Genomic DNA, 19,878 nt, shown 5'->3' on the forward strand with positions numbered 1-19,878 from the left:
CTCACTCGGCGACGCCCACCACCAGCCAGATGAACCCCGCGCCCGCCACCGTGCACAGCAGTGTCGAGCGGGCGGGGTGGTCGTGGTGCGCCTCGGGCAGGATCTCGGCCGCCGCGAGGTACAGCAGTGCCCCGCCGAAGAACCCGAGGTAGGCGCCGAGCAGCTGTTCCGGGATGGTGAAGAGCAGCGTGGAGGCGGCGCCGACCACTGGGGCCGCCGCGTCCGCGAAGAGCATCGCGAGGGCCTTTCGGCGGGCGTTCCCGTACAGGCTGGTGATCGTGTACGTGTTGAAGCCGTCCGCGAAGTCATGGGCGACGACCGCGAGCGCCACGGCCGTGCCCATGCCGCCGCCCACCTGGAAGGCGGCGCCGATGGCGACGCCGTCCATGACGCTGTGCCCGACCATCGCGGCGGCGGCCGTGAGCCCCACTTGGGGGACCCGCCCGCTCTCATGCTCGTCGGCGCCGTGGGCGGCCTGCCGCCCCGCGAGGAGTCGCTCCACGAGATGGGCGACGAGGAAGCCGCCGACGAACAGGAGCAGCGCCTCCGGTACGCCGAAGACGGGCCGCCCGGCGGCTTCCAGGGCCTCCGGCAGCAGGTCGAGGCCGACGACGCCGAGCATCAGGCCACCGGCGAGGCCGAGGACGAGATGGCGCCGGTCGGTGACCCGCTGGGCCGTCCATCCGCCCGCCAGGGTCATGAGAAAGGCGCCGAGCGCCACGAACACCGCCATGGCCCCTTGCTAGCGGATCGTCCCCCTCTCCCGCGCATCCCTCACCCCGTGTCCCCCCTCCTCGTATGAAAGGACCATTCCATGGCTGACGTCCAGGTTCTGGTCGTGGGCGTCGGCGCCTGCGAGGGCGCGCCCCCGGAGGAGGTGCTCGGCCTCGTCCGGGACGCGGTCCGCGAGGCCGGTCTGCCCGACGGCGCGGTGGCCGAGCTGGCGACGGTCGACGTGAAGGGCGAGGAGCCGGGGATCGTCGCGGCGGCGGCGCGGCTCGGGGTGCCGCTCGTGACGTACTCGGCGGCCGAGCTGGCGGAGGTGACGGTTCCGAACCCGTCCGCGTGGGCCGGCGCGGCGGTGGGCACGCCGTCGGTGGCGGAGGCGGCGGCGCTGCGGGGCGGCGGCGAACTCCTCGTCCCCAAGCGGAAGTCGACGCCGGCGGCTGGCCGCCGATGGCGACGTGCGCGGTCGTACGCCGCGCCGCCGGCCACGATCTGCGTCACCACGGGGACGCGGAGGTACGGGACGACGGCGCCGAACTGACCGACCTGGCGGTGAACGTACGGGCCGACACGCCCCCGGCCTGGCTGAAGCAGGTCATCGCCGAGTCGCTGGACGGTCTGGCGGCGTATCCGGACGGGCGTCGGGCCCGGGAGGCGGTGGCGGCGCGGCACGGTCTCCCCCCGGATCGCGTGCTGCTCACGTCGGGGGCGGCGGAGGCGTTCGTCCTCCTGGCGCGCGCCCTGAAGGTACGTCATCCCGTGGTCGTCCATCCGCAGTTCACGGAGCCCGAGGCGGCGCTGCGGGACGCGGGGCACGAGGTGGGGCGGGTGCTGCTGCGGGAGGAGGACGGGTTCCGTCTCGACCCGGCGGCGGTGCCGGAGGAGGCCGACCTCGTGGTCATCGGCAACCCGACGAACCCGACGTCCGTCCTCCACCCGGCGGCGTCGATTGCGGCGCTCGCCCGGCCGGGGCGGGTCCTGGTGGTGGACGAGGCGTTCATGGACGCGGTGCCGGGTGAGCGGGAGGCGTTGGCGGGCCGGACGGACGTGCCCGGCCTGGTGGTGCTGCGCAGCCTCACCAAGACGTGGGGCCTCGCGGGGCTCCGTATCGGCTACGTTCTGGCCGCGCCGGACGTGATCTCCACGCTGGCGGGGGCGCAGCCGCTGTGGCCGGTGTCCACGCCGGCGCTGGTGGCGGCGCGGGCGTGTGTGGGGCCGCGGGCGCTGGCGGAGGCGGGGCACGCGGCGCATCGTGTGGCGGCGGACCGGGGGTATCTCCTTGCGGGGCTGGGGGAGTTGGCGTCGTTCGGGGTACGGGCGGTGGGGCCGGCGGAGGGTCCCTTCGTACTGTTGCGCATGCCTGACGCGGCGGGTGTGCGGGCCCGGCTGCGTGAGCGGGGCTTTGCGGTGCGGCGCGGCGACACGTTTCCTGGCCTGGGGCCCGGCTGGATCCGCCTCGCGGTCAGGGACCGCGGTACGTCGGACCGCTTCCTCGCGGCGCTGGCGGCGACGCTGACCGCCTGACGTCCCGGCGGTACCCGTCACCCCCGACTGCCCCATACCCGGCGGTATGCCCTCCCCCGCCGCGAACGGGAACCCGGCGGTATCCCCTCCCCCGCCGCTCCGCGCCGGACGTCTCCCACCCACCCACCCGCAACTCGGTGTCGAGACGTCGAGGTAGGGGCGGGCGGGGGCGCCCGTGACTCGGCGTCGAGACGTCGAGGTAGGGACGGGCCCCGGGGCGCGCGCCCCAGCCACGAACAGGGACCCGGCGGTATCCCCCACCCCGCCGCTCCGCGCCGGATGTCTCCCACCCACCCGCCCGCAACTCGGCGTCGAGACGTCGAGGTAGGGACGGGCGGGGGTGCCCGTGACTCGGCGCCGAGACGTCGAGGTAGGGACGGGCGGGGGGCGTCCGGCGTCGAGATGCCGGGGTGGGGGTGGGTTGCTCAGCGTCGAGATGTGGAGGCAGGAGCGGGGTCGACTCGACGCCGAGGCAGGAGCGAGGCCGACTCGACAGCGGGGCAGGAAGAGCGAGGTCGACTCGACGCCGGGGTAGAAGCGGGCCGACTCGACAACAAGGTAGGAAGAGCGAGGTCGACTCGACGCCGGGGTAGGAGCGAGGCCGACTCGACAACAAGGTAGGAAGAACGGGGTCGACTCGGCGTCGAGGTAGGAGCGAGAGGAGTGTGGGCGCCGCCCGCAGGCGCGCGGTGACCCCGAGGGGCAGCATCAGCCGACGACGGGGCCGCAGGCGCCCTCGCGCCCGAGGGGACGCGGGGGTATGTGCGCGCGGAGCACAGTGGTGGTCATGAGGGGGGCGGAGCAGCCAGGCGCCCGCGCCAAGATAGCGAGCACGGACGTACCCCCGCGGCCCCGCCCCCAGACGGCGAGACGAGCCCACCCCCGCCCCCCGCCTCCCGCACCCCAGAAACCCCCCAGCCCGCTACCCCCGGCTGCGTCGAGCCAGTGCCACCCCGCCCGCGCCCGCGAGCAGCAACGCCACCGCGCCACCCGCCACGTACGGTGTCATCGAACTCCCTCCGGTCTCCGCGAGGTTCGCCTCGGAGGCCTTCGGCTCGGAGGCCTTCGGCTCAGTGGCCTTCGGCTCAGTGGCCTTCGGCTCGGTCTTCGTATCGGCCGGCTTCGCCGGCTTCTCCGCCTCCCCCTGCGGCTCCGTCCCGCCCTCCTCCCGCGCGACCCCCGGCGCCGAACACCCGGCCCCCGCCAGCGTCACCGTCCCCTCCACCTCGGCGACGTTCAGCTTCAAAGGGTTCACCGAGACCTTGAGCTCCAGCGCCGCCGCCACCGCCGTACGCGACGTGGTACTCGTCTTCGACAGGTCGAGCCGCACCTCTCCGACCCCGGGCACCTTGACCTCCGTCGCCTGCCCGGCGGTCAACGTGACCTTCTTGCCGAGCACGGTCACCCCGCCCAGCAGATTCGCCTCGGCGACAGGCCGCTTGCCCGTCTCGCAGACGGCCTTGGAGGTGACCTGGTCGAGCTCGATGAGGGAGAGCAGCGGCAGCCCCGGCACGTGGACCTCGGCCCGCGCGAGGTTGCTGTAGCCCTCCGCCCGGCCGCCCTTCACGGTCGCTCTGGCCGTGGCGACGTCCGCGCGCAGCACGTCGAACGGCTGACCGCCGTTGACGCCGTCCAGCCGGGCGGTGAGTGCCGTCTTCTGGGCGTCGGCCGGAGCCTGCACTTCGTTGAGGGCGACTTTGAGCGGGACGTTCACGGTCTTGTTGAGCAGGGAGACGTCGAGCCCGGTCCGCAGCACGACGGCGTCGGCGCGGCCACCGCGGCCGCCGCGGTCGTGGTCGCCGTCGGTGGCCTGCGCGGGCCCGGAGCCGGCGAGCGCCGCGGGACCGGCGGCGAGGGCGGTGGTGGCGGCGACGACGGCGAGGCGGCGCGCGGGCAGGCGGAAGGTATTGCTGTTCAAGGTGGTGGAACCCCCCACGGGAGAAACGGGCCGTCGGCGGCGCACGCCACATGGGGACATCACGTGCGCGCCGAGGGCGTCGTCCTCCATCGACGAAGGACGACGCGGGAATCTTTACGCACTGAGAGTGAACGGTCAGCAACCTGTGGTGAGTTCACTCCAAAGGGGGGTTTCCGGCCGTACTTTCGAATCTCCAGGCACGTACGTTCCCTGGAGTCACCCGAGCACCCCGCGTGCACCCCCCTTTGCACCCCCCACGCACCCCCCGTGCACCCCCTGCGCACCCCCGCGCACCCCGGCCCCGCCCCAGACTGACCACCCCAGGACGTCGGACAGCCGAGAACAACGACGCGTCATGCCCGGACGTAACGCCCGGTCAACACCCGACGACCTTCCCGTTCAGCACCACCCGCCGAGGCGCCGCCAGCACCCGTACGTCCTGCCGGGGATCCGCCTCGTACACCACGAGGTCGGCGGGGGCGCCCTCCGTCAGGCCGGGGCGGCCGAGCCAGTCCCGCGCGCCCCAGGTCGTCGCGGAGAGCGCGGCCAGCGGCGGGATGCCCGCGCGGGTCAGTTCGGCGACCTCGGCGGCGACCAGGCCGTGCGGCAGGGAGCCGCCCGCGTCGGTGCCGACGAAGACGGGGATGCCGGCGTCGTAGGCCGCGCGCACGGTGTCGTAGCGGCGGTCGTGCAGCCTGCGCATGTGGGCGGACCAGCGGGGGAACTTCTTCTCGCCGCCCGCGGCCAGGTCGGGGAAGGTCGCGATGTTGACGAGCGTCGGGACGATGGCGACGCCCCGCTCCGCGAAGAGCGGGATCGTCTCCTCCGTCAGGCCCGTGGCGTGCTCAATACAGTCGATGCCGGCCTCGACCAGGTCCCGCAGGGAGTCCTCGGCGAAGCAGTGGGCGGTGACGCGGGCGCCGAGCCGGTGCGCCTCGGCGATCGCCGCCTCGACGGCCTCGCGCGGCCAGCAGGCCGTCAGGTCACCGGCCTCGCGGTCGATCCAGTCGCCGACGAGCTTGACCCAGCCGTCGCCGCGCCGCGCCTCTTGGGCGACGTACGCGACGAGGTCCTCGGGCTCGATCTCGTGGGCGTAGTTGCGGATGTAGCGGCGCGTGCGCGCGATGTGCCGGCCGGCCCGGATGATCTTCGGGAGGTCCTCGCGGTCGTCGATCCAGCGGGTGTCGGACGGGGAGCCCGCGTCCCGCAGGAGCAGCGCCCCGATCTCGCGGTCGGTCAGCGCCTGCTTCTCGGCCGTGGCGGCGTCCACCGGGCCGTGCGCGTCCAGGCCGACGTGGCAGTGCGCGTCGACGAGGCCGGGCAGCGCCCACCCCTCGACGGTGACCGTCTCGACGGCCGGGGCGACCGGCCGGTCGTACGTCACTCGCCCCCCGACGACCCACAGTTCGTCCCGTACGTCCTCGGGCCCGACGAGCACCCGCCCCTTCACGTGCAGCACCGCGTGATCACTCATGGCAGCAGCTTAGGAGGCGGTCCCGGCGGACGGTACGGGGCGCTGGGAACGCCCGGCCGCGGGGTGCTCGGTACGCTCGTACCGCACCCCGAACGAACTCGTGAGCGACGTGAGCGAAGTGAGCAGTGACGTGAGCAGTACTGTGACGCATCCCTTTCTGGACCTGGCGCCGCTGAGCGCCCAGCACTTCGCCGCCATCGAGGCCCGGGTGGCCCGCCTGCTGGCGACCGAGCAGGACGTCGTGATCATGCAGGGTGAGGCCCTGCTGCCCCTGGAGGGATGCATCCGGGGCGCCGCGCGGCCCGGCACGACCGCGCTGAACGTGATCACCGGGCCGTACGGCCAGACCTTCGGTAACTGGCTGCGGGACTGCGGCGCGACCGTCATCGACCTCGCCGTGCCCTTCCACACGGCGGTCACGGCCGAGCAGGTGCGCCAGGCCTTCGCCGAGCACCCTCAGATCGACTTCGTGTCACTGGTGCACGCCGAGGCGGCGACCGGCAACACCAACCCGGTCGCGGAGATCGGTGAGGTCGTGCGCGAGCGCGGCGCGCTGTTCATGCTGGACGCGGTGGCCTCGGTGGGCGCCGAGCCGCTGCTGCCGGACGCGTGGGGCGTGGATCTGTGCGTGATCGGCGCGCAGAAGGCGATGGGCGGCCCGGCGGGCGTCTCGGCGGTGTCGGTGAGTGAGCGGGCCTGGGAGCGGATCGCCGCCAACCCGCAGGCGCCCCGCCGTTCCTACCTCTCCCTGCTGGACTGGAAGGAGCGCTGGATCGACGGTGGCCGCAAGGCGCTGCTGCACGCGCCCGCCCAGCTGGAGATGCTGGCCCTTGAGGCGTGCGTGGAGCGCATCGAGGCAGAGGGCCCGGACGCCCTGATGGCGCGGCACGCCACCGCCGCCGCCGCGACCCGCGCGGGCGCGCTCGCGCTCGGCGGGGGCCTGGAGCCGTACGTGTACGAGGCTCAGGACGCGGCCCCGGTCGCCACCACCCTGCGGGCGCCCTCGGGCACCGACGCCTCGGAGCTGGTCGCCAAGGCGCTGGCCGCCGACCCGGTGCTTCCGCTGGTCGCAGGTGGCGGGGCGCTGGCCAAGGAGATGATCCGGATCAACCACTACGGCCCGGACGCCACCCGCGGCGTCGTACACGCCTGCCTCGCGGCCCTGGGCGCCGCGATGGGCGAGGCCGGCCTCACGGTCGACCTGGAGGCGGCGCGAAGCGCGGTGACCGCAGCTTGGCGGTAGCCCACCCCCGGCTGCCCGGATCGCGTCGAAGCCCTGCTGTCCGGAGCGCCACCGCAGCGCTGCCGTGCCGTCCGGAGCACCACCGAAGCCCTGCCGTCCGGAGCGCCACCGAAGCCCCGCTGTACGGATCGCGTCGAAGCCCCGCGGGGCTTCGACAGGCCGCTCTTCTCCCGGGGGGCCTCCGCATGGCAGCGTCCAGGGCATGACCACGCTTCCGGACGGCCGCCGTATCCCGCCACTGACCGCCGATGAGCCCACCATGCTGGCGAGTTGGCTCGACCTGCACCGCGCGACGCTCGCCGTGAAGTGCGCGGGGCTCGACGACGAGCAGGCGCTGCGTACGCCCGTCGAGCCGTCGGCGCTCTCGCTGTTCGGTCTGGTGCAGCACCTCGCCGAGGTCGAACGCAACTGGATCCAGCGGGTGTTCGCCCGGCGGGAGGTCCCGCTGCTCTACGGCGAGCCGCCCGGCGGTTTCACTCTGGACCGCTCGAAGACGTTCGCCGAGGTGCTCGCGGTGTGGGAGCGCGAGGTCGCCGTCAACCGCGAGATCTGCGCGGGGCGATCGCTGGACGAGACAGGGCGGCTCGGCGCCGAGGAGGCGGCCGTCGTGGGCGGTGACGAGGAGGTCAGCCTCCGCTGGATCCTGATGCACCTCATCGAGGAGTACGCCCGCCACAACGGGCACGCGGATCTCTTGCGGGAGCGCGTCGACGGGGTCACGGGGACGTGACGGAACATGAATCGGGCGCGCCGTTGGCGCGCCCTCCGAGGGCCCTCCAACCATTCCCCCGCCCATTCCCCGGACCATTCCTTCGCCTATTCATCCGCGCATTCTCACGAATTCTTTATCAGCTCAGCTTCCCGTATCCTTCTGCCCGCTTTCCGAGGTTCTAAACACTAAGGTTTCGTCAGCGCCAAACGGCGTAATTCGGGCGCGTCTCGACCAGGTTTCAACCATGTGACGCACTCCACATGGCGCCCCTTCTGTCACGATTAATCCGGGTCAAATCGCCACAAACAGCAAAGATCTCATGCGTGCGCACACCCGCGCGCGATAACACATAAGGCGCTCTCACGTAACCCCCTCCCCCGATGCAATTCAAGAAATTGCTCGGTAAATTCAATCCGCATGACCGCTGCACAAGCCGATCTACCGACCGACCTGCGAGCGAAATTCCTGGAAATGCCGGAGGGGCTGCGACTCGACAGCCCCGCCGTCGCCGACGGCGCCGCGATGTGGCGGATCGCCCGCGACTCCAAGGTGCTGGACCTCAACTCTTCGTACAGCTACCTGCTGTGGTGCCGCGACTTCGCGGCCACCTCGGTGGTGGCCCGGGACGCCGACGGCGAGCCGGCCGGTTTCATCACCGGCTACATCCGGCCCGAGCGTCCGGAGACCCTGCTGGTGTGGCAGGTGGCCGTCGACCACGCGCACCGCGGCCGCGGCCTCGCCGGTGCCCTGCTCGACGGGCTGACCGCGAAGGTCGCCGCCGGACGCGCGCTGACCACGATCGAGACGACCATCACGCCGGGCAACACGGCGTCGGAACGGCTGTTCCTCTCCTACGCGCGACGGCACGGCGCGTCGGTCGAGCGGAAGATCCTCTTCGACGCGGGTCGATTCCCTGATGACGGGCATGAGGCAGAGGTGCTCTACCGCATCGGCCCGGTCGACACGACCGGCCTCTGATCGTCGCCCCCTGCTCCCTGACTTCTGCCCCACCCCCCTCCCCCCGCACGTCCGAACCCCCCACTTCCACGTCTTTCCATCTCCCAGGAGATCCGCTGTGACCATCACCCAGCCCGACCTGAGCGTCTTCGAGACCCTGGAGTCGGAGGTGCGCAGCTACTGCCGCGGTTGGCCTACGGTCTTCGACCGCGCGCAGGGCAGCCGCATGTACGACGAGGACGGCCACGAGTACCTCGACTTCTTCGCCGGCGCCGGTTCGCTGAACTACGGCCACAACAACCCGGTCCTCAAACGCGCGCTCATCGACTACCTGGAGCGCGACGGGGTCGTGCACGGGCTCGACATGTCGACGTCCGCCAAGCGCGCCTTCCTGGAGTCGTTCCAGAACATCATCCTGCGCCCGCGCGACCTGCCGTACAAGGTCATGTTCCCGGGCCCGACGGGCACCAACGCCGTGGAGTCGGCGCTGAAGCTGGCCCGCAAGGTCAAGGGCCGCGAGTCGATCGTGTCGTTCACGAACGCCTTCCACGGTATGTCGCTCGGCTCGCTCGCGGTGACCGGCAACGCCTTCAAGCGGGCGGGCGCCGGCATCCCGCTGGTGCACGGCACGCCGATGCCGTTCGACAACTACCTCGACGGCCAGACGCCCGACTTCATATGGTTCGAGCGGCTCCTTCAGGACCAGGGCTCCGGCCTCAACCAGCCCGCCGCCGTCATCGTCGAGACGGTGCAGGGCGAGGGCGGCATCAACGTCGCCCGCGCCGAGTGGCTGCGCAAGCTCGCTGACGTGTGCGAGCGCTGGGACATGCTCCTGATCGTCGACGACATCCAGATGGGCTGCGGCCGCACCGGTGCCTTCTTCTCCTTCGAGGAGGCGGGCATCACGCCGGACATCGTGACGGTGTCGAAGTCCATCAGCGGCTACGGCATGCCCATGTCGCTCTGCCTGTTCAAGCCGGAGCTCGACGTGTGGGAGCCGGGCGAGCACAACGGCACCTTCCGCGGCAACAACCCGGCGTTCGTCACGGCCGCCGCCGCGCTTGAGACGTACTGGTCCGACGGTTCGGCGATGGAGAAGCAGACCCGTGCCCGCGGCGAGCAGGTCGAGCAGGCGCTGACCGCGATCGTCGACGAGAACCGCGCCGAGATCAAGGAATTCCGTGGCCGCGGCCTGGTCTGGGGCATCGAGTTCCTGGACAAGGACCGTGCGAGCGCCGTGGCGAAGCGGGCCTTCGAACTGGGCCTGCTGATCGAGACCTCCGGCCCCGAGGGCGAGGTCGTCAAGCTCCTTCCGGCGCTGACGATCACCCCCGACGAGCTGGACGAGGGGCTGCGCACGCTGGCCCGCGCGGTCCGCGAGACCGCCTGAGCGAGCGAGAGTCCGAGCCCTTCACCCCGTAAGAGAAAAGGAACCACCACACCGTGATCGTCCGTTCGTTCAAGGACATTGAAGGCACCGACCGGCATGTGAAGGCCGCGTCGGGTACCTGGGAGAGCAAGCGCATCGTCCTCGCCAAGGAGCGCGTGGGGTTCTCCCTGCACGAGACCATCCTGTACGCGGGGACGGAGACGTCGATGTGGTACGCCAACCACATCGAGGCCGTCGTCTGCACCAAGGGCGAGGCCGAGCTGACCGACGACACGACCGGCGAGACGTACACGATCACTCCGGGCACCATGTACCTGCTCGACGGGCACGAGAAGCACACCATGCGGATCAAGGAGGACTTCCACTGCCTGTGTGTCTTCAACCCGCCCGTCACCGGCCGTGAGGACCACGACGAGAACGGCGTGTACCCGCTGCTCACCGAGCCCGACGAGGGCTGAGAGCCGCGCGCGGTCGGCAGAGGTCGGCTGAACATCCCGCACAGGGCCGTACGAGAGGAGAGGCAGGCAACACCATGACCACCGCACCCGAACGCACCACCACTGACCTGTACCCGACCCGAGGCGCCGAAGAGGTCCTCATCGAACGCAAGGACCCGGTGGTGTGGTCCGAGCCGGGTGCCGAGGGGCCCATCGCGGCCGGGGATCTGGCGGGGTTCGAGCGGGACGGTTTCCTGGCCATCGACCAGCTGATCACCCCGGACGAAGTCAGCGTGTACCACGCCGAGTTGGAACGGCTCATGAACGACCCGCTGATGCGCGCGGACGAGCGTTCCATCGTCGAGCCGCGCTCACAGGAGATCCGCTCCCTCTTCGAGGTGCACAAGATCAGTGAGCTCTTCGGCAAGCTCGCGGCCGATCCGCGCGTGGTGGGCCGGGCCCGGCAGATCCTCGGCTCGGACGTCTACGTCCACCAGTCCCGGATCAACGTGAAGCCGGGCTTCGGGGCCTCGGGGTTCTACTGGCACTCGGACTTCGAGACCTGGCACGCGGAGGACGGCCTGCCGAACATGCGCACCGTCTCGGTGTCGATCGCCCTGACGAAGAACCACGACACCAACGGCGGCCTCATGATCATGCCGGGGTCGCACAAGACGTTCCTCGGCTGTGCGGGCGCCACGCCGAAGGACAACTACAAGCGGTCGCTCCAGATGCAGGACGCGGGCATCCCGTCGAACGAGACGCTGACCCGCCTCGCGGGCGACCACGGCATCCGCCTCTTCACCGGCGAGGCGGGCTCGGCCACGTGGTTCGACTGCAACGCCATGCACGGCTCCGGGGACAACATCACCCCGTACCCGCGGTCGAACGTCTTCATCGTCTTCAACAGCGTGGAGAACACGGCGGTGGAGCCGTTCGCGGCGCCCGTGCGCAGGCCCGAGTTCATCGGGGCGCGGGACTTCACGCCGGTGAAGTGACCTGATCCCAGGCATGATTCGATTCGGCCCGGCACCCCCCGTGGGCGCCGGGCCGATGGCTTGCGCCGGGCCGACGGCTTGTGCCGCCTCCGTCCCTACAGCGCGGGGTAGTCCGTGTAGCCCTTCTCGGTGCCGCCGTAGAAGGTCGCCGGGTCGGGTGTGTTGTACGGCCCTTCGGCCTTGAGGCGGGCCGGCAGGTCCGGGTTGGCGACGAAGAGCGCGCCGAACGCGACGATGTCCGCGGTGCCGTCCTCGATGAGGGCGAGTTCGCCGTGGCTCGTGGGGCCCTCGGTCCGCGGGTTCAGGATGAACGTGCCGCCGAAGTCCTTGCGCAGCCGGGTGGTCAGCTCACGGATCTCGCCCACCTCCATGACGTGCAGATACGCGAGGTCGAGCGCGGCCAGCTCCTTCACCAGGGCGGTGTACGCCGGCTCCGGGTCGGTCTCGGTGATGTCGTTGAAGGGGTTGCCGGGCGAGATGCGGAAGCCGGTGCGGGCGGCGCCGATCTCGGTGGCGACGGCCTTGGCCACCTCCACCGCGAAGCGCAGGCGGTTCTCCGTGGAGCCGCCCCACTCGTCGGTGCGCCGGTTGGTGCCGGGGGCGAGGAACTGGTGGATCAGATAGCCGTTGGCGCCGTGCAGCTCGACGCCGTCGAAGCCCGCGTCCACGGCGTTGCGCGCGGCGGTCGCGAAGTCGGCGATGGTGGCGCGGATCTCGGCGTCGGTCAGCTCACGCGGGGTGACGAAGTCCTTGGGGCCCTCGGCGGTGTAGACCTGGCCCTGGGCCGGGACGGGCGAGGGGGCGACGTTGACCAGGCCGTCGGGGAGCAGTACCGGGTGGCCGACGCGACCCGCGTGCATGAGCTGGGCGAAGATCTTGCCGCCCGCCGCGTGCACGGCGTCGGTGACCTTGCGCCAGGCGGCGACCTGCTCGGCGCTGTGCAGGCCCGGAGTGTCCGGATATCCCTGGCCGACCACAGAAGGCTGGATCGCCTCGCTGACGATCAGGCCGGCGGAGGCCCGCTGAGCGTAGTACTCGACGGTCAGGTCGGTGGGAACACCTCCCTGACCTGCACGGCTACGGGTCATCGGGGCCATGGCTATGCGGTTGGTGAGCGGGGTGCCGGACAGGTCGATCGGGTCGAACGCGGTGGTCATCAGGACTCCCGGGCAGGTTTTATGTGGTCGGCCAACTACATGGCCGGGCTTCACTGTAACTCATTTCTTGGCCGACCAAGGTAATCTTTCGGAAGACGTCCAGTGACCAGCAGGAGCGCGTGATGAAGGCCGACACCCCCCCGACCGAACCGGCCGACCCCGCCTGTCCCCCCGGGCTCCCCACGGTGGCCGAGGCGGGCCCCGTCAGCCATGCGCTGAGCCGGGTGGCGCGCCTGCACCGCATCGCGGCGGGCAAGGTCCTGAAGGGGGTCGGCCTCTACCCGGGCCAGGAGTTCGTGATGGTGCACCTGTGGGACGCCGGCCCGGTGCGGCAGTCCGATCTCATCAAGGCGGTCGACCTCGACCCCTCGACGGTCACGAAGATGCTCCAGCGCCTGGAGCAGGCCGGGCACGTGCGGCGCCGCCCCGACCCGGCCGACCGCCGGGCCGTGCTGGTCGAGGCCAGCGACGCCAGCTGTGGCCTGCTTGCCCAAGTGGAGGGCGCCTGGGGCCGGTTGGAGGGGCATACGCTCGCCGGTCTGGACGAGGGCGAGCGCGCCACGCTACTGCGGCTGCTCACCAGGGTGGAGACGAACCTCTGCACGGAGACGGCGGACTGCCCGGAGCGCCGGGCGGCGCAGGGCTGAGCGGCCGAGCCCCGCCGGGGGGCGGCACGGCCGTCAGCCGGACAGCACGTCGAGGAGGCGGTCCACGTCCGCCTCCGTGTTGTACAGGTGGAACGACACCCGCAGATGCCCGGCGCGGGCCGCGGTGACGACCTTGGCGCGGGCGAGCTCCGCCTGACGCCCGCCGAGGCCGGGCACCGCCACGATGGGGGACGTCCCGGGCACGGGGGCATGGCCCAGCTCCGCGAGGCCCGCGCGGCAGCGAGCGGCGAGGGCCGTGTCGTGGGCGTGCACCGCCTCGATCCCGGCCTCCTCCAGGACCGCGAGCGCGGCTGCCGCCCCGTGATAGGCGAGGAAGGCCGGCCCCTCGTCGAACCGCCGCGCGTCCGGGGCGAGTTCGGTCAGCGGTCCGTACGTCGAGTGCCAGGTGTCGGCGGAGGCGAGCCAGCCGCCGTGCAGCGGTACGAGGGTCTCCTGCGCCGCCTCGCTCACCGTGAGGAACTGCGTGCCGCGCGGGCACAGCAGCCACTTGTAGGCGCCGGTGACGGTGTAGTCGTACAGCCCCGCGTCGAACGGCAGCCAGCCCACCGCCTGCGTGGCGTCGACGAGCGTACGCGCGCCGTGCGCGGCGGCGGCCTCCCGCACCGCCGTCAGGTCCGCGGTCCTGCCGTCGGCCGACTGGACGGCGGAGAACGCGACGAGCGCGGTGCCGGGCCGCACGGCCTCGGCGAGGGAGTCCAGCGGCACGTACCGCGGGCGGAGGTCGCCCCGTACGACGAAGGGGTTCACGACGGAGGCGAACTCCCCCTCGGGTATGAGGACTTCGGCGCCGGGCGGCAGTGCGGCCGCGATCAGCCCGACGTGCGTGGCGACGGCGGCGCCGGTGGCCACGCGCCCCGGGTCGACGCCGACGCACCGCGCGAAGGCGGCGCGGGCCTCCTCCACGACCTCGAAGTCCCCCGCCCCGCCGGGCCTGCCCTCGCCGAGTCCGGCGACGAGCGCGCCCACGGCCTCGGCGGCCCGGCGCGGCAGCAGGCAGCAGTTCGCCGTGTTCAGATACGTCGACGTGGGCGTGAACTCGCTGCGGCGGACGTCGTTGATCCCCATGGTGATCGCCATGGGGTCAACTCTTATACGCTTCAGCCGCTCTGCGGAACCGCGCAGCCGTCGGGCCCGCACGCTTCGCCTCCCGCTCCGCCTCCCGCGTCGGCGCCCGCGAGGGTGGTCAGCGGCGAACGCTCGCCCCACGCCTGTCGCAACGCCTGTGTGAAGACCTCGGCGGGCTGAGCCCCGGAGATGCCGTACTTGCGGTCGAGGACGAAGAACGGCACGCCGTTCGCGCCCAGGTCGGCGGCCTCGCGCTCGTCGGCACGGACGTCCTCGGCGTACTGGTGGGGGTCGGCGAGGACGGCACGCACCTCGTCCGCGTCCAGGCCCGCCTCGACGGCGACCTCGACGACGCGCTCGTCGTCCGCGAAGACGGACCGCTCCTCGGCGAAGTTCGCGCGGTAGAGCAGCCCGATCAGCTCGTCCTGCCTGCCGCGCTCCTTGGCGAGGTGCAGGACCCGGTGCATGTCGAAGGTGTTGCCGTGGTCGCGGCCCTCGGTGAGGTAGTCGAGCCCCTCGGCGGCGGCGTTCTCCCCGAGCCGCCGCTCGCCCTCGCGGGCCTGCTCCTCGCTCATGCCGTACTTGCGCATGAGCATCGGGATGACGGGACCGCTGTCGCCCTTGGCGCGGTTCGGGTCCAGCTCGAAGGAGCGGTGCACGACCTCGACGCCGTCACGGTGCGGGAAGGCGGCGAGGGCCTTCTCGAAGCGGGCCTTGCCCACATAGCACCAGGGGCAGGCGATGTCGCTCCAGATCTCGACGCGCATGTGTGGCTCTTTCCAGGTCGTGCGGTACAGGGCGGAGGCTGCCTCCGCTCACGGTGTCAACGTACGGGCAAAGCGGCTCATTCCCCCGCCGTGAACTTTCCCGTGTTCGCGCGGATCCACGTGCGCAGGTGGGCCAGCGGTTCCAGGGCGCCGCGGCCCAGCTCGGTCAGTTCGTACTCCACGCGGGGCGGGACCTCCGCGTGGACGGTGCGCAGGACCAGGCCGTGGTCCTCCAGGCGGCGCAGGGTCTGGGTGAGCGCCTTGGGGCTGACGCCCTCCAGCTTGCGGCGCAGCTCACCGAAGCGGCGCGGGCCGTCCGCCAGGGCGGTGATGGCGAGGCCCGTCCATTTGTGGACGAGCAGCTCCCAGACCGCGCGGCCGGGGCAGAGCTGGCCGTAGATGTCGTGGGGAGGGTGAGGAGAGGAGCCGGTGCGGGACTGAGCAGTCGTGGGAGCGGTCATGGGAGCGGTCATGGGAGCGGTCATGGTTTCGAAAATATAGTTACGGCCCTTGCGGGTAACCAGGCGGTTCGCCCTACCGTCCCGATCATGACTTTCACCGCTGCTTCCTCCCTGGGCTCCCCCGTCCGCGTCGGCCTCGTCGGCCTGTCCGCCCGCGGCGGCTGGGCGCCCCGCTCCCACCTCCCCGCACTGTCCGCCCTGAAGGGGTACGAGCTGCGCGCCCTGTCCGCGTCGAGCGAGGCCTCCGCGCGGGCCGCGGGCGAGAAGTACGGCGTACCGCTGGCCTTCGGGTCGACCAAGGAGCTCGTCCGCAGCGATCAGGTCGACCTCGTCGTGGTGAGCGTGCGCGTGCCGCTGCACCGCGAGGTGGTCCTCGCCGCGCTCGGCGCGGGCAAGGCGGTGCTCTCCGAGTGGCCCCTCGGCAACGGCCTCGCCGAGGCCGAGGAGCTGGCGGCGGCCGCGGAACGGGCCGGGGTGCGGACGTTCGTGGGGCTCCAGGCCCGGTCGGCGCCCGCCGTCCGGTACGTCCGGGAGTTGGTCGCCGACGGTTACGTGGGCGAGGTCCTGTCGACCACTCTGGTGGCCTCGGGGCGGGGGTGGGGGCCGGTCTTCGAGCCGGGCGGCGCGTATCTGCTGGACGAGGGCAATGGCGCGACCATGCTGACGATCCCCTTCGGGCACACCGTCGACGCGGTGACCATGGCGCTCGGGGAGTTCACCGAGGTCTCGGCGACCACGGCGACGCGGCGGCCCGTCGTGCGGGAGGCGGGCACGGGACGCACCGCGCCGATGACGGCCGCCGACCAGATCGCCGTCTCGGGGCGCCTGGAGTCGGGCGCCGTCGTCTCCGCCCACTTCCGGTCAGGACTGTCGCGCGGCACGGACTTCCACTGGGAGATCAACGGCACGGAAGGGGACCTCGTCGTCACCGGCGACTCCGGCCACCTCCAGCAGGCGGCGGTGACCGTACGCGGCGGGCGCGGCACGGACACCGGCCTGACCGAGCTGCCCGTGTCCGAGCGCCACTTCGCCGTGCCGGAACTGGACGGGCTGCGCGGGACGCCGTCGTACGAAGTGGCGTACAACGTGGGGGCCCAGTACGCCCAGATCTTCGCCGACCTGACGGAGGACACCGCCCACGCGCCGGACTTCGCGCACGCCGTGCGGCGGCAGCGGCTGCTGGACGCGATCGGGCGGGCGGCGGCCACGGGCGCCCGGGTGACGGTGTGAGGCTTTGGGCAGCCAGGCAGCCTGCCGCACGCCGGGCCACCTTCCACCACGGGGACGCCCTCACTGACGGCGAGCCTCACGTCGTATGGCGCCGCATCGGCACGCACACCGTCTTCACCCGCCCCTGAGCCCGCCGCCGGTCAGTGTTCCAGCCGCCCGTCCACCCGCCGCGGCAGCCCCAGCGGGTTGGCGTCGCGCAGCTCCGGCGGGAGCAGGGCCTCGGGGGTGCTCTGGTAGGCGACCGGGCGCAGCCAGCGTTCGATGGCCGTGCCGCCCACGGACGTCGACGTGGACGTGGTGGCCGGGTAGGGGCCGCCGTGGTGCTGGGCGGGTGCGACCGCGACGCCCGTGGGCCAGCCGTCGACGAGTACGCGCCCGGCGAGCGGGGTGACCTCGGCGATCAGTTCGGCGCCCCGGCCGCTCACGCCCGCCGCCTCGTCGGAGGAGAGCTGCACGGTCGCGGTGAGGTTGCCCGGCAGCCGCGAGAGGACGGCGGTGATCTCCGCCTCGTCCGCGTAGCGCGCGACGACGGTGACCGGGCCGAAGCACTCCTCCAGGAGCAGGTCGTGCTCCCCCTCGCTCGCGAGGCGCGCGGCCGGGACGGTGAGGAAGCCGGCGCTGACGGTGTGCTCGTCGCCGGCGCCCGGGGTCACCGGGGCCTGGACGTCCGGGAGTTCGGCGCGCTCGCGCACCCCGGCGACGAAGTTGTCCCGCATCCGGTGGTCGAGGAGCACCCCGGCCTCGGTGACGCCCACCGCCTCGGCGAGGGACTTCACGAGCCGGTCGCCGCCCGGGCCCTCGGGGGCGAGGACCAGGCCAGGCTTGACGCAGAACTGGCCGACGCCGAGGGTCATCGAGCCCGCGAGTCCGGTGCCGATCTGCTCGGCGCGCTCGGCGGCGGCGGCCTCGGTGACGACGACGGGGTTGAGGGAGCCCAGTTCGCCGTGGAAGGGGATCGGCACGGGCCGCGCGGCGGCGGCGTCGAAGAGGGCGCGGCCGCCGCGGATGGAGCCGGTGAACCCGGCGCCCGCGATCAGGGGGTGCTTGACCAGTTCGACGCCCGCCTCGAAGCCGTGGACGAGGCCGAGGACGCCCTCGGGGACGCCGTGCGCGGCGGCGGCCCCGCGCAGCACGGAGGCGACCAGCTCGGAGGTGCCCGGGTGGTCGGGGTGGGCCTTGACGACGACGGGGCAGCCCGCGGCGAGGGCGCTGGCGGTGTCGCCGCCGGGCACGGAGAAGGCGAAGGGGAAGTTGGACGCGGAGTAGACGGCGACGACGCCGAGCGGGATCTTGTAGCGGCGCAGGTCCGGGACGGGCGGGGTCGCCGAGGCGTCGGGGTGGTCGATGACGACGCCGAGGAAGGCGCCCTCGTCGACTGTGTCGGCGAAGGCCCGCAGCTGGTAGCAGGTGCGGGCGAGTTCGCCGGTGAGCCGGACGGGGCCGAGCGCGGTCTCCGCGTCCGCCGCCTCCACGAGGTGGTCCTTCGCCTCCTGGAGGAGTTCGGCGGCGGTGCGCAGGAAGGCGGCGCGGACCGCGCGGTCGGCGAGCGCGGGCGCCGCGTCCCGGGCGGCGAGAACCGCGCGGTCGACCTCCTCGGCTGTGGCTTCCACCGCAACCTGCTCACGCTGCTTCCCGGTTCGGGGGTCGACACTCCAGACTGGTGCTGCTGCCACCGCGGATTCCCTTTCCAGAGGTATGCCACTCACCTGGGCTGTTCGATATACTGAACGCCGTCTCTGTTCATGAATGACCGGAGGCTTCGGAGAGTATTTCTCGGCGAACTAAGGGGTCAAGGGCGATGTCGACTGGCGAGACCGGAGGGGGTGCGCAGGTCAAGTCCGCCGTGCGCACGGTCGAGTTGCTGGAGTACTTCGCGGGCCGCCCCGGGATGCACTCGCTGGCCGCCGTCCAGGAAGCCGTCGGGTACCCGAAGTCGAGCCTCTACATGCTCCTTCGCACCCTGGTCGAGCTCGGTTGGGTGGAGACGGACGCGACCGGCACGCGGTACGGCATCGGCGTCCGCGCCCTGCTGGTCGGTACCTCGTACATCGACGGCGACGAAGTGGTGACCGCCGCCCGGCCGACCCTGGACCGGCTCTCCGACGACACGACGGAGACCATCCACCTGGCGCGGCTCGACGGCACGAACGTCGTCTACCTCGCCACCCGCCAGTCCCAGCACTACCTGCGGCCCTTCACCCGCGTGGGCCGCCGGCTGCCCGCGCACTCCACCTCGCTCGGCAAGGCGCTGCTCGCCACCCACACCGACGAGCAGGTCCGCAAGATGCTCCCGGAGGCGCTGCCCGCGCTCACCGAGCACACCATCACCGACCGCGAGAGGCTCATCGAGGAGCTGCACGCGGTGCGCGAGCAGGGCTTCGCGGTGGACCGCGAGGAGAACACGCTCGGGCTGCGCTGCTTCGGCGTCGCCATCCCCTACCGCACCCCGGCGCGGGACGCGATCAGCTGCTCGGTGCCGGTGGCGCGGCTCACGCCCGCCCACGAACAGATGGTCAAGGACGCCCTGTTCGACGCGCGCGACCGGCTGACGCTGGCAACACGTCGGCTCTGACGCCTCGTCGGCGGCAGAGCCTATGAGATGCCGGCGTCGCCACCTCGTAGGCTCTGCCGCATGGATGTCAGCCTGCGCGAAGTCCACGACAGTGATCTGCCCGTCTTCTTCCGGCAGATGAACGACCCCGAGTCCGCCCACATGGCCGCCTTCACCCTGAAGGACCCCGGCGACATGGACCGCTTCCAGGCGCACTGGACGAAGATGCGCACCGCCCCCGGCACCGACGTGCGTACGGTCCTCGCCGACGGGGACGTCGTCGGCAACGCCGCGGTGTACGGCGCGCCGGGCGAGCGTGAGGTGACGTACTGGATCGACCGCGCGTACTGGGGCCGTGGCCTGGCCACCGCCGCCCTGCGCGAGCTGATCGCGCTGATCCCGGAGCGTCCGCTCCACGCCCGCGCGGCGGCGGACAACGCGGGGTCGATCCGCGTCCTGGAGAAGTGCGGTTTCCGCGTGACGGCGACCGACCGGGGCTACGCGGCGGCGCGCGGGGCGGAGATCGACGAGGTGGTCCTCGTCCTGGACCGCGCCTGAGCCTCCGCCGCGCGGGGGAGGCGGATCGTCGCGGCGCAGGAG

Annotated in this window: 19 protein-coding genes and 1 pseudogene; 12 read left to right on the plus strand and 8 right to left on the minus strand. The window is 72.2% G+C overall.

All coding sequences use genetic code 11. The features are described from left to right. Position 1 precedes the first annotated feature (1 nt). Positions 2 to 733 (minus strand): ZIP family metal transporter, encoded by a 732-nt coding sequence (locus ACOBQB_RS18230; protein WP_423593024.1) that lies wholly within the window; start codon positions 731 to 733, stop codon positions 2 to 4. Between the two features lie 99 nt (positions 734 to 832). Here ACOBQB_RS18230 and ACOBQB_RS18235 point away from each other — a divergent pair. Then, positions 833 to 1,203, plus strand: a pseudogene (locus tag ACOBQB_RS18235) (cobalamin biosynthesis protein); the annotation flags it as partial. Continuing rightward, positions 1,177 to 2,250: an Rv2231c family pyridoxal phosphate-dependent protein CobC gene (cobC, locus tag ACOBQB_RS18240; RefSeq protein WP_423598566.1), complete on the plus strand. Its 1,074-nt coding sequence runs from the start codon at positions 1,177 to 1,179 to the stop codon at positions 2,248 to 2,250. The pseudogene ACOBQB_RS18235 and the gene cobC, both read left to right, overlap by 27 nt. 922 nt (positions 2,251 to 3,172) lie before the next feature. Here cobC and ACOBQB_RS18245 read toward each other — a convergent pair. Together ACOBQB_RS18245 and ACOBQB_RS18250 are read right to left on the minus strand one after the other, a co-directional pair. Next, positions 3,173 to 4,168: an SCO1860 family LAETG-anchored protein gene (locus tag ACOBQB_RS18245; protein ID WP_423593025.1), complete on the minus strand. Its 996-nt coding sequence runs from the start codon at positions 4,166 to 4,168 to the stop codon at positions 3,173 to 3,175. A gap of 376 nt (positions 4,169 to 4,544) precedes the next feature. Beyond that, positions 4,545 to 5,642 carry an amidohydrolase family protein gene (locus tag ACOBQB_RS18250; protein WP_423593026.1) on the minus strand — a complete coding sequence of 366 codons (1,098 nt, stop codon included), beginning with the start codon at positions 5,640 to 5,642 and terminating at the stop codon, positions 4,545 to 4,547. Positions 5,643 to 5,784: 142 nt separating this feature from the next. Between ACOBQB_RS18250 and ACOBQB_RS18255 the strand changes: the two genes are divergently transcribed. The 6 genes from ACOBQB_RS18255 to thpD all read left to right on the plus strand — a co-directional run bounded on the left by ACOBQB_RS18255 (position 5,785) and on the right by thpD (position 11,379). Beyond that, positions 5,785 to 6,885 (plus strand): pyridoxal-phosphate-dependent aminotransferase family protein, encoded by a 1,101-nt coding sequence (locus ACOBQB_RS18255; protein WP_423598568.1) that lies wholly within the window; start codon positions 5,785 to 5,787, stop codon positions 6,883 to 6,885. 202 nt (positions 6,886 to 7,087) lie between these two features. Further along, positions 7,088 to 7,615, plus strand: coding sequence for a DinB family protein (locus ACOBQB_RS18260; RefSeq protein WP_423593028.1), 528 nt, complete (start codon positions 7,088 to 7,090; stop codon positions 7,613 to 7,615). A 399-nt stretch (positions 7,616 to 8,014) separates the two neighbouring features. Next, positions 8,015 to 8,575 carry a diaminobutyrate acetyltransferase gene (gene ectA, locus ACOBQB_RS18265; protein WP_423593030.1) on the plus strand — a complete coding sequence of 187 codons (561 nt, stop codon included), beginning with the start codon at positions 8,015 to 8,017 and terminating at the stop codon, positions 8,573 to 8,575. A 97-nt stretch (positions 8,576 to 8,672) separates the two neighbouring features. Next, complete coding sequence (gene ectB / locus ACOBQB_RS18270) at positions 8,673 to 9,944, plus strand: diaminobutyrate--2-oxoglutarate transaminase (RefSeq protein ID WP_423593032.1); 1,272 nt, start codon at positions 8,673 to 8,675, stop codon at positions 9,942 to 9,944. Between the two features lie 53 nt (positions 9,945 to 9,997). Further along, entirely contained in the window at positions 9,998 to 10,402 is a 405-nt protein-coding gene (locus tag ACOBQB_RS18275; RefSeq protein WP_423593033.1) for an ectoine synthase, read from the plus strand. A gap of 74 nt (positions 10,403 to 10,476) precedes the next feature. Beyond that, the gene (gene thpD / locus ACOBQB_RS18280; protein ID WP_423593035.1) at positions 10,477 to 11,379 is read left to right on the plus strand and encodes an ectoine hydroxylase; all 903 of its coding nucleotides are present in this window, start codon (positions 10,477 to 10,479) and stop codon (positions 11,377 to 11,379) included. 95 nt (positions 11,380 to 11,474) lie between these two features. On the opposite strand, the gene ACOBQB_RS18285 is transcribed toward thpD, so the two are convergent. Further along, a complete protein-coding gene (locus tag ACOBQB_RS18285; RefSeq protein WP_423593037.1) occupies positions 11,475 to 12,536 on the minus strand; it encodes an alkene reductase in 1,062 nt (353 codons plus the stop codon). A gap of 122 nt (positions 12,537 to 12,658) precedes the next feature. On the opposite strand from ACOBQB_RS18285, the gene ACOBQB_RS18290 reads away from it, so the two are divergent. After that, positions 12,659 to 13,183, plus strand: a complete 525-nt coding sequence (locus ACOBQB_RS18290; RefSeq protein ID WP_423593039.1) for a MarR family winged helix-turn-helix transcriptional regulator — start codon at positions 12,659 to 12,661, stop codon at positions 13,181 to 13,183. A 33-nt stretch (positions 13,184 to 13,216) separates the two neighbouring features. On the opposite strand, the gene ACOBQB_RS18295 is transcribed toward ACOBQB_RS18290, so the two are convergent. The 3 genes from ACOBQB_RS18295 to ACOBQB_RS18305 form a co-directional block, all read right to left on the minus strand. Continuing rightward, positions 13,217 to 14,281, minus strand: a complete 1,065-nt coding sequence (locus tag ACOBQB_RS18295) for an aminotransferase class V-fold PLP-dependent enzyme (RefSeq protein ID WP_423593041.1) — start codon at positions 14,279 to 14,281, stop codon at positions 13,217 to 13,219. A gap of 20 nt (positions 14,282 to 14,301) precedes the next feature. Next, positions 14,302 to 15,036, minus strand: coding sequence for a DsbA family oxidoreductase (locus ACOBQB_RS18300; protein ID WP_423593043.1), 735 nt, complete (start codon positions 15,034 to 15,036; stop codon positions 14,302 to 14,304). Positions 15,037 to 15,113: 77 nt separating this feature from the next. Continuing rightward, a complete protein-coding gene (locus ACOBQB_RS18305) occupies positions 15,114 to 15,521 on the minus strand; it encodes a winged helix-turn-helix transcriptional regulator (RefSeq protein ID WP_423593044.1) in 408 nt (135 codons plus the stop codon). Positions 15,522 to 15,584: 63 nt separating this feature from the next. Here ACOBQB_RS18305 and ACOBQB_RS18310 point away from each other — a divergent pair, with 63 nt between their 5' ends. Then, positions 15,585 to 16,727, plus strand: coding sequence for a Gfo/Idh/MocA family protein (locus tag ACOBQB_RS18310; RefSeq protein WP_423593046.1), 1,143 nt, complete (start codon positions 15,585 to 15,587; stop codon positions 16,725 to 16,727). Positions 16,728 to 16,867: 140 nt separating this feature from the next. Here ACOBQB_RS18310 and ACOBQB_RS18315 read toward each other — a convergent pair whose 3' ends face one another. Continuing rightward, on the minus strand, positions 16,868 to 18,400 hold the full coding sequence (locus tag ACOBQB_RS18315; RefSeq protein ID WP_423593047.1) for an aldehyde dehydrogenase (NADP(+)): 1,533 nt from the start codon (positions 18,398 to 18,400) through the stop codon (positions 16,868 to 16,870). Positions 18,401 to 18,525: 125 nt separating this feature from the next. Between ACOBQB_RS18315 and ACOBQB_RS18320 the strand changes: the two genes are divergently transcribed. Both ACOBQB_RS18320 and ACOBQB_RS18325 read left to right on the plus strand, forming a co-directional pair. Continuing rightward, the gene (locus ACOBQB_RS18320; protein ID WP_423593048.1) at positions 18,526 to 19,299 is read left to right on the plus strand and encodes an IclR family transcriptional regulator; all 774 of its coding nucleotides are present in this window, start codon (positions 18,526 to 18,528) and stop codon (positions 19,297 to 19,299) included. Between the two features lie 60 nt (positions 19,300 to 19,359). Beyond that, positions 19,360 to 19,836 carry a GNAT family N-acetyltransferase gene (locus tag ACOBQB_RS18325; RefSeq protein WP_423593049.1) on the plus strand — a complete coding sequence of 159 codons (477 nt, stop codon included), beginning with the start codon at positions 19,360 to 19,362 and terminating at the stop codon, positions 19,834 to 19,836. The last annotated feature ends 42 nt before the right edge of the window (positions 19,837 to 19,878 follow it).

The organism is Streptomyces sp. G5(2025), assembly GCF_049542075.1.
Lineage (GTDB): Bacteria > Actinomycetota > Actinomycetes > Streptomycetales > Streptomycetaceae > Streptomyces.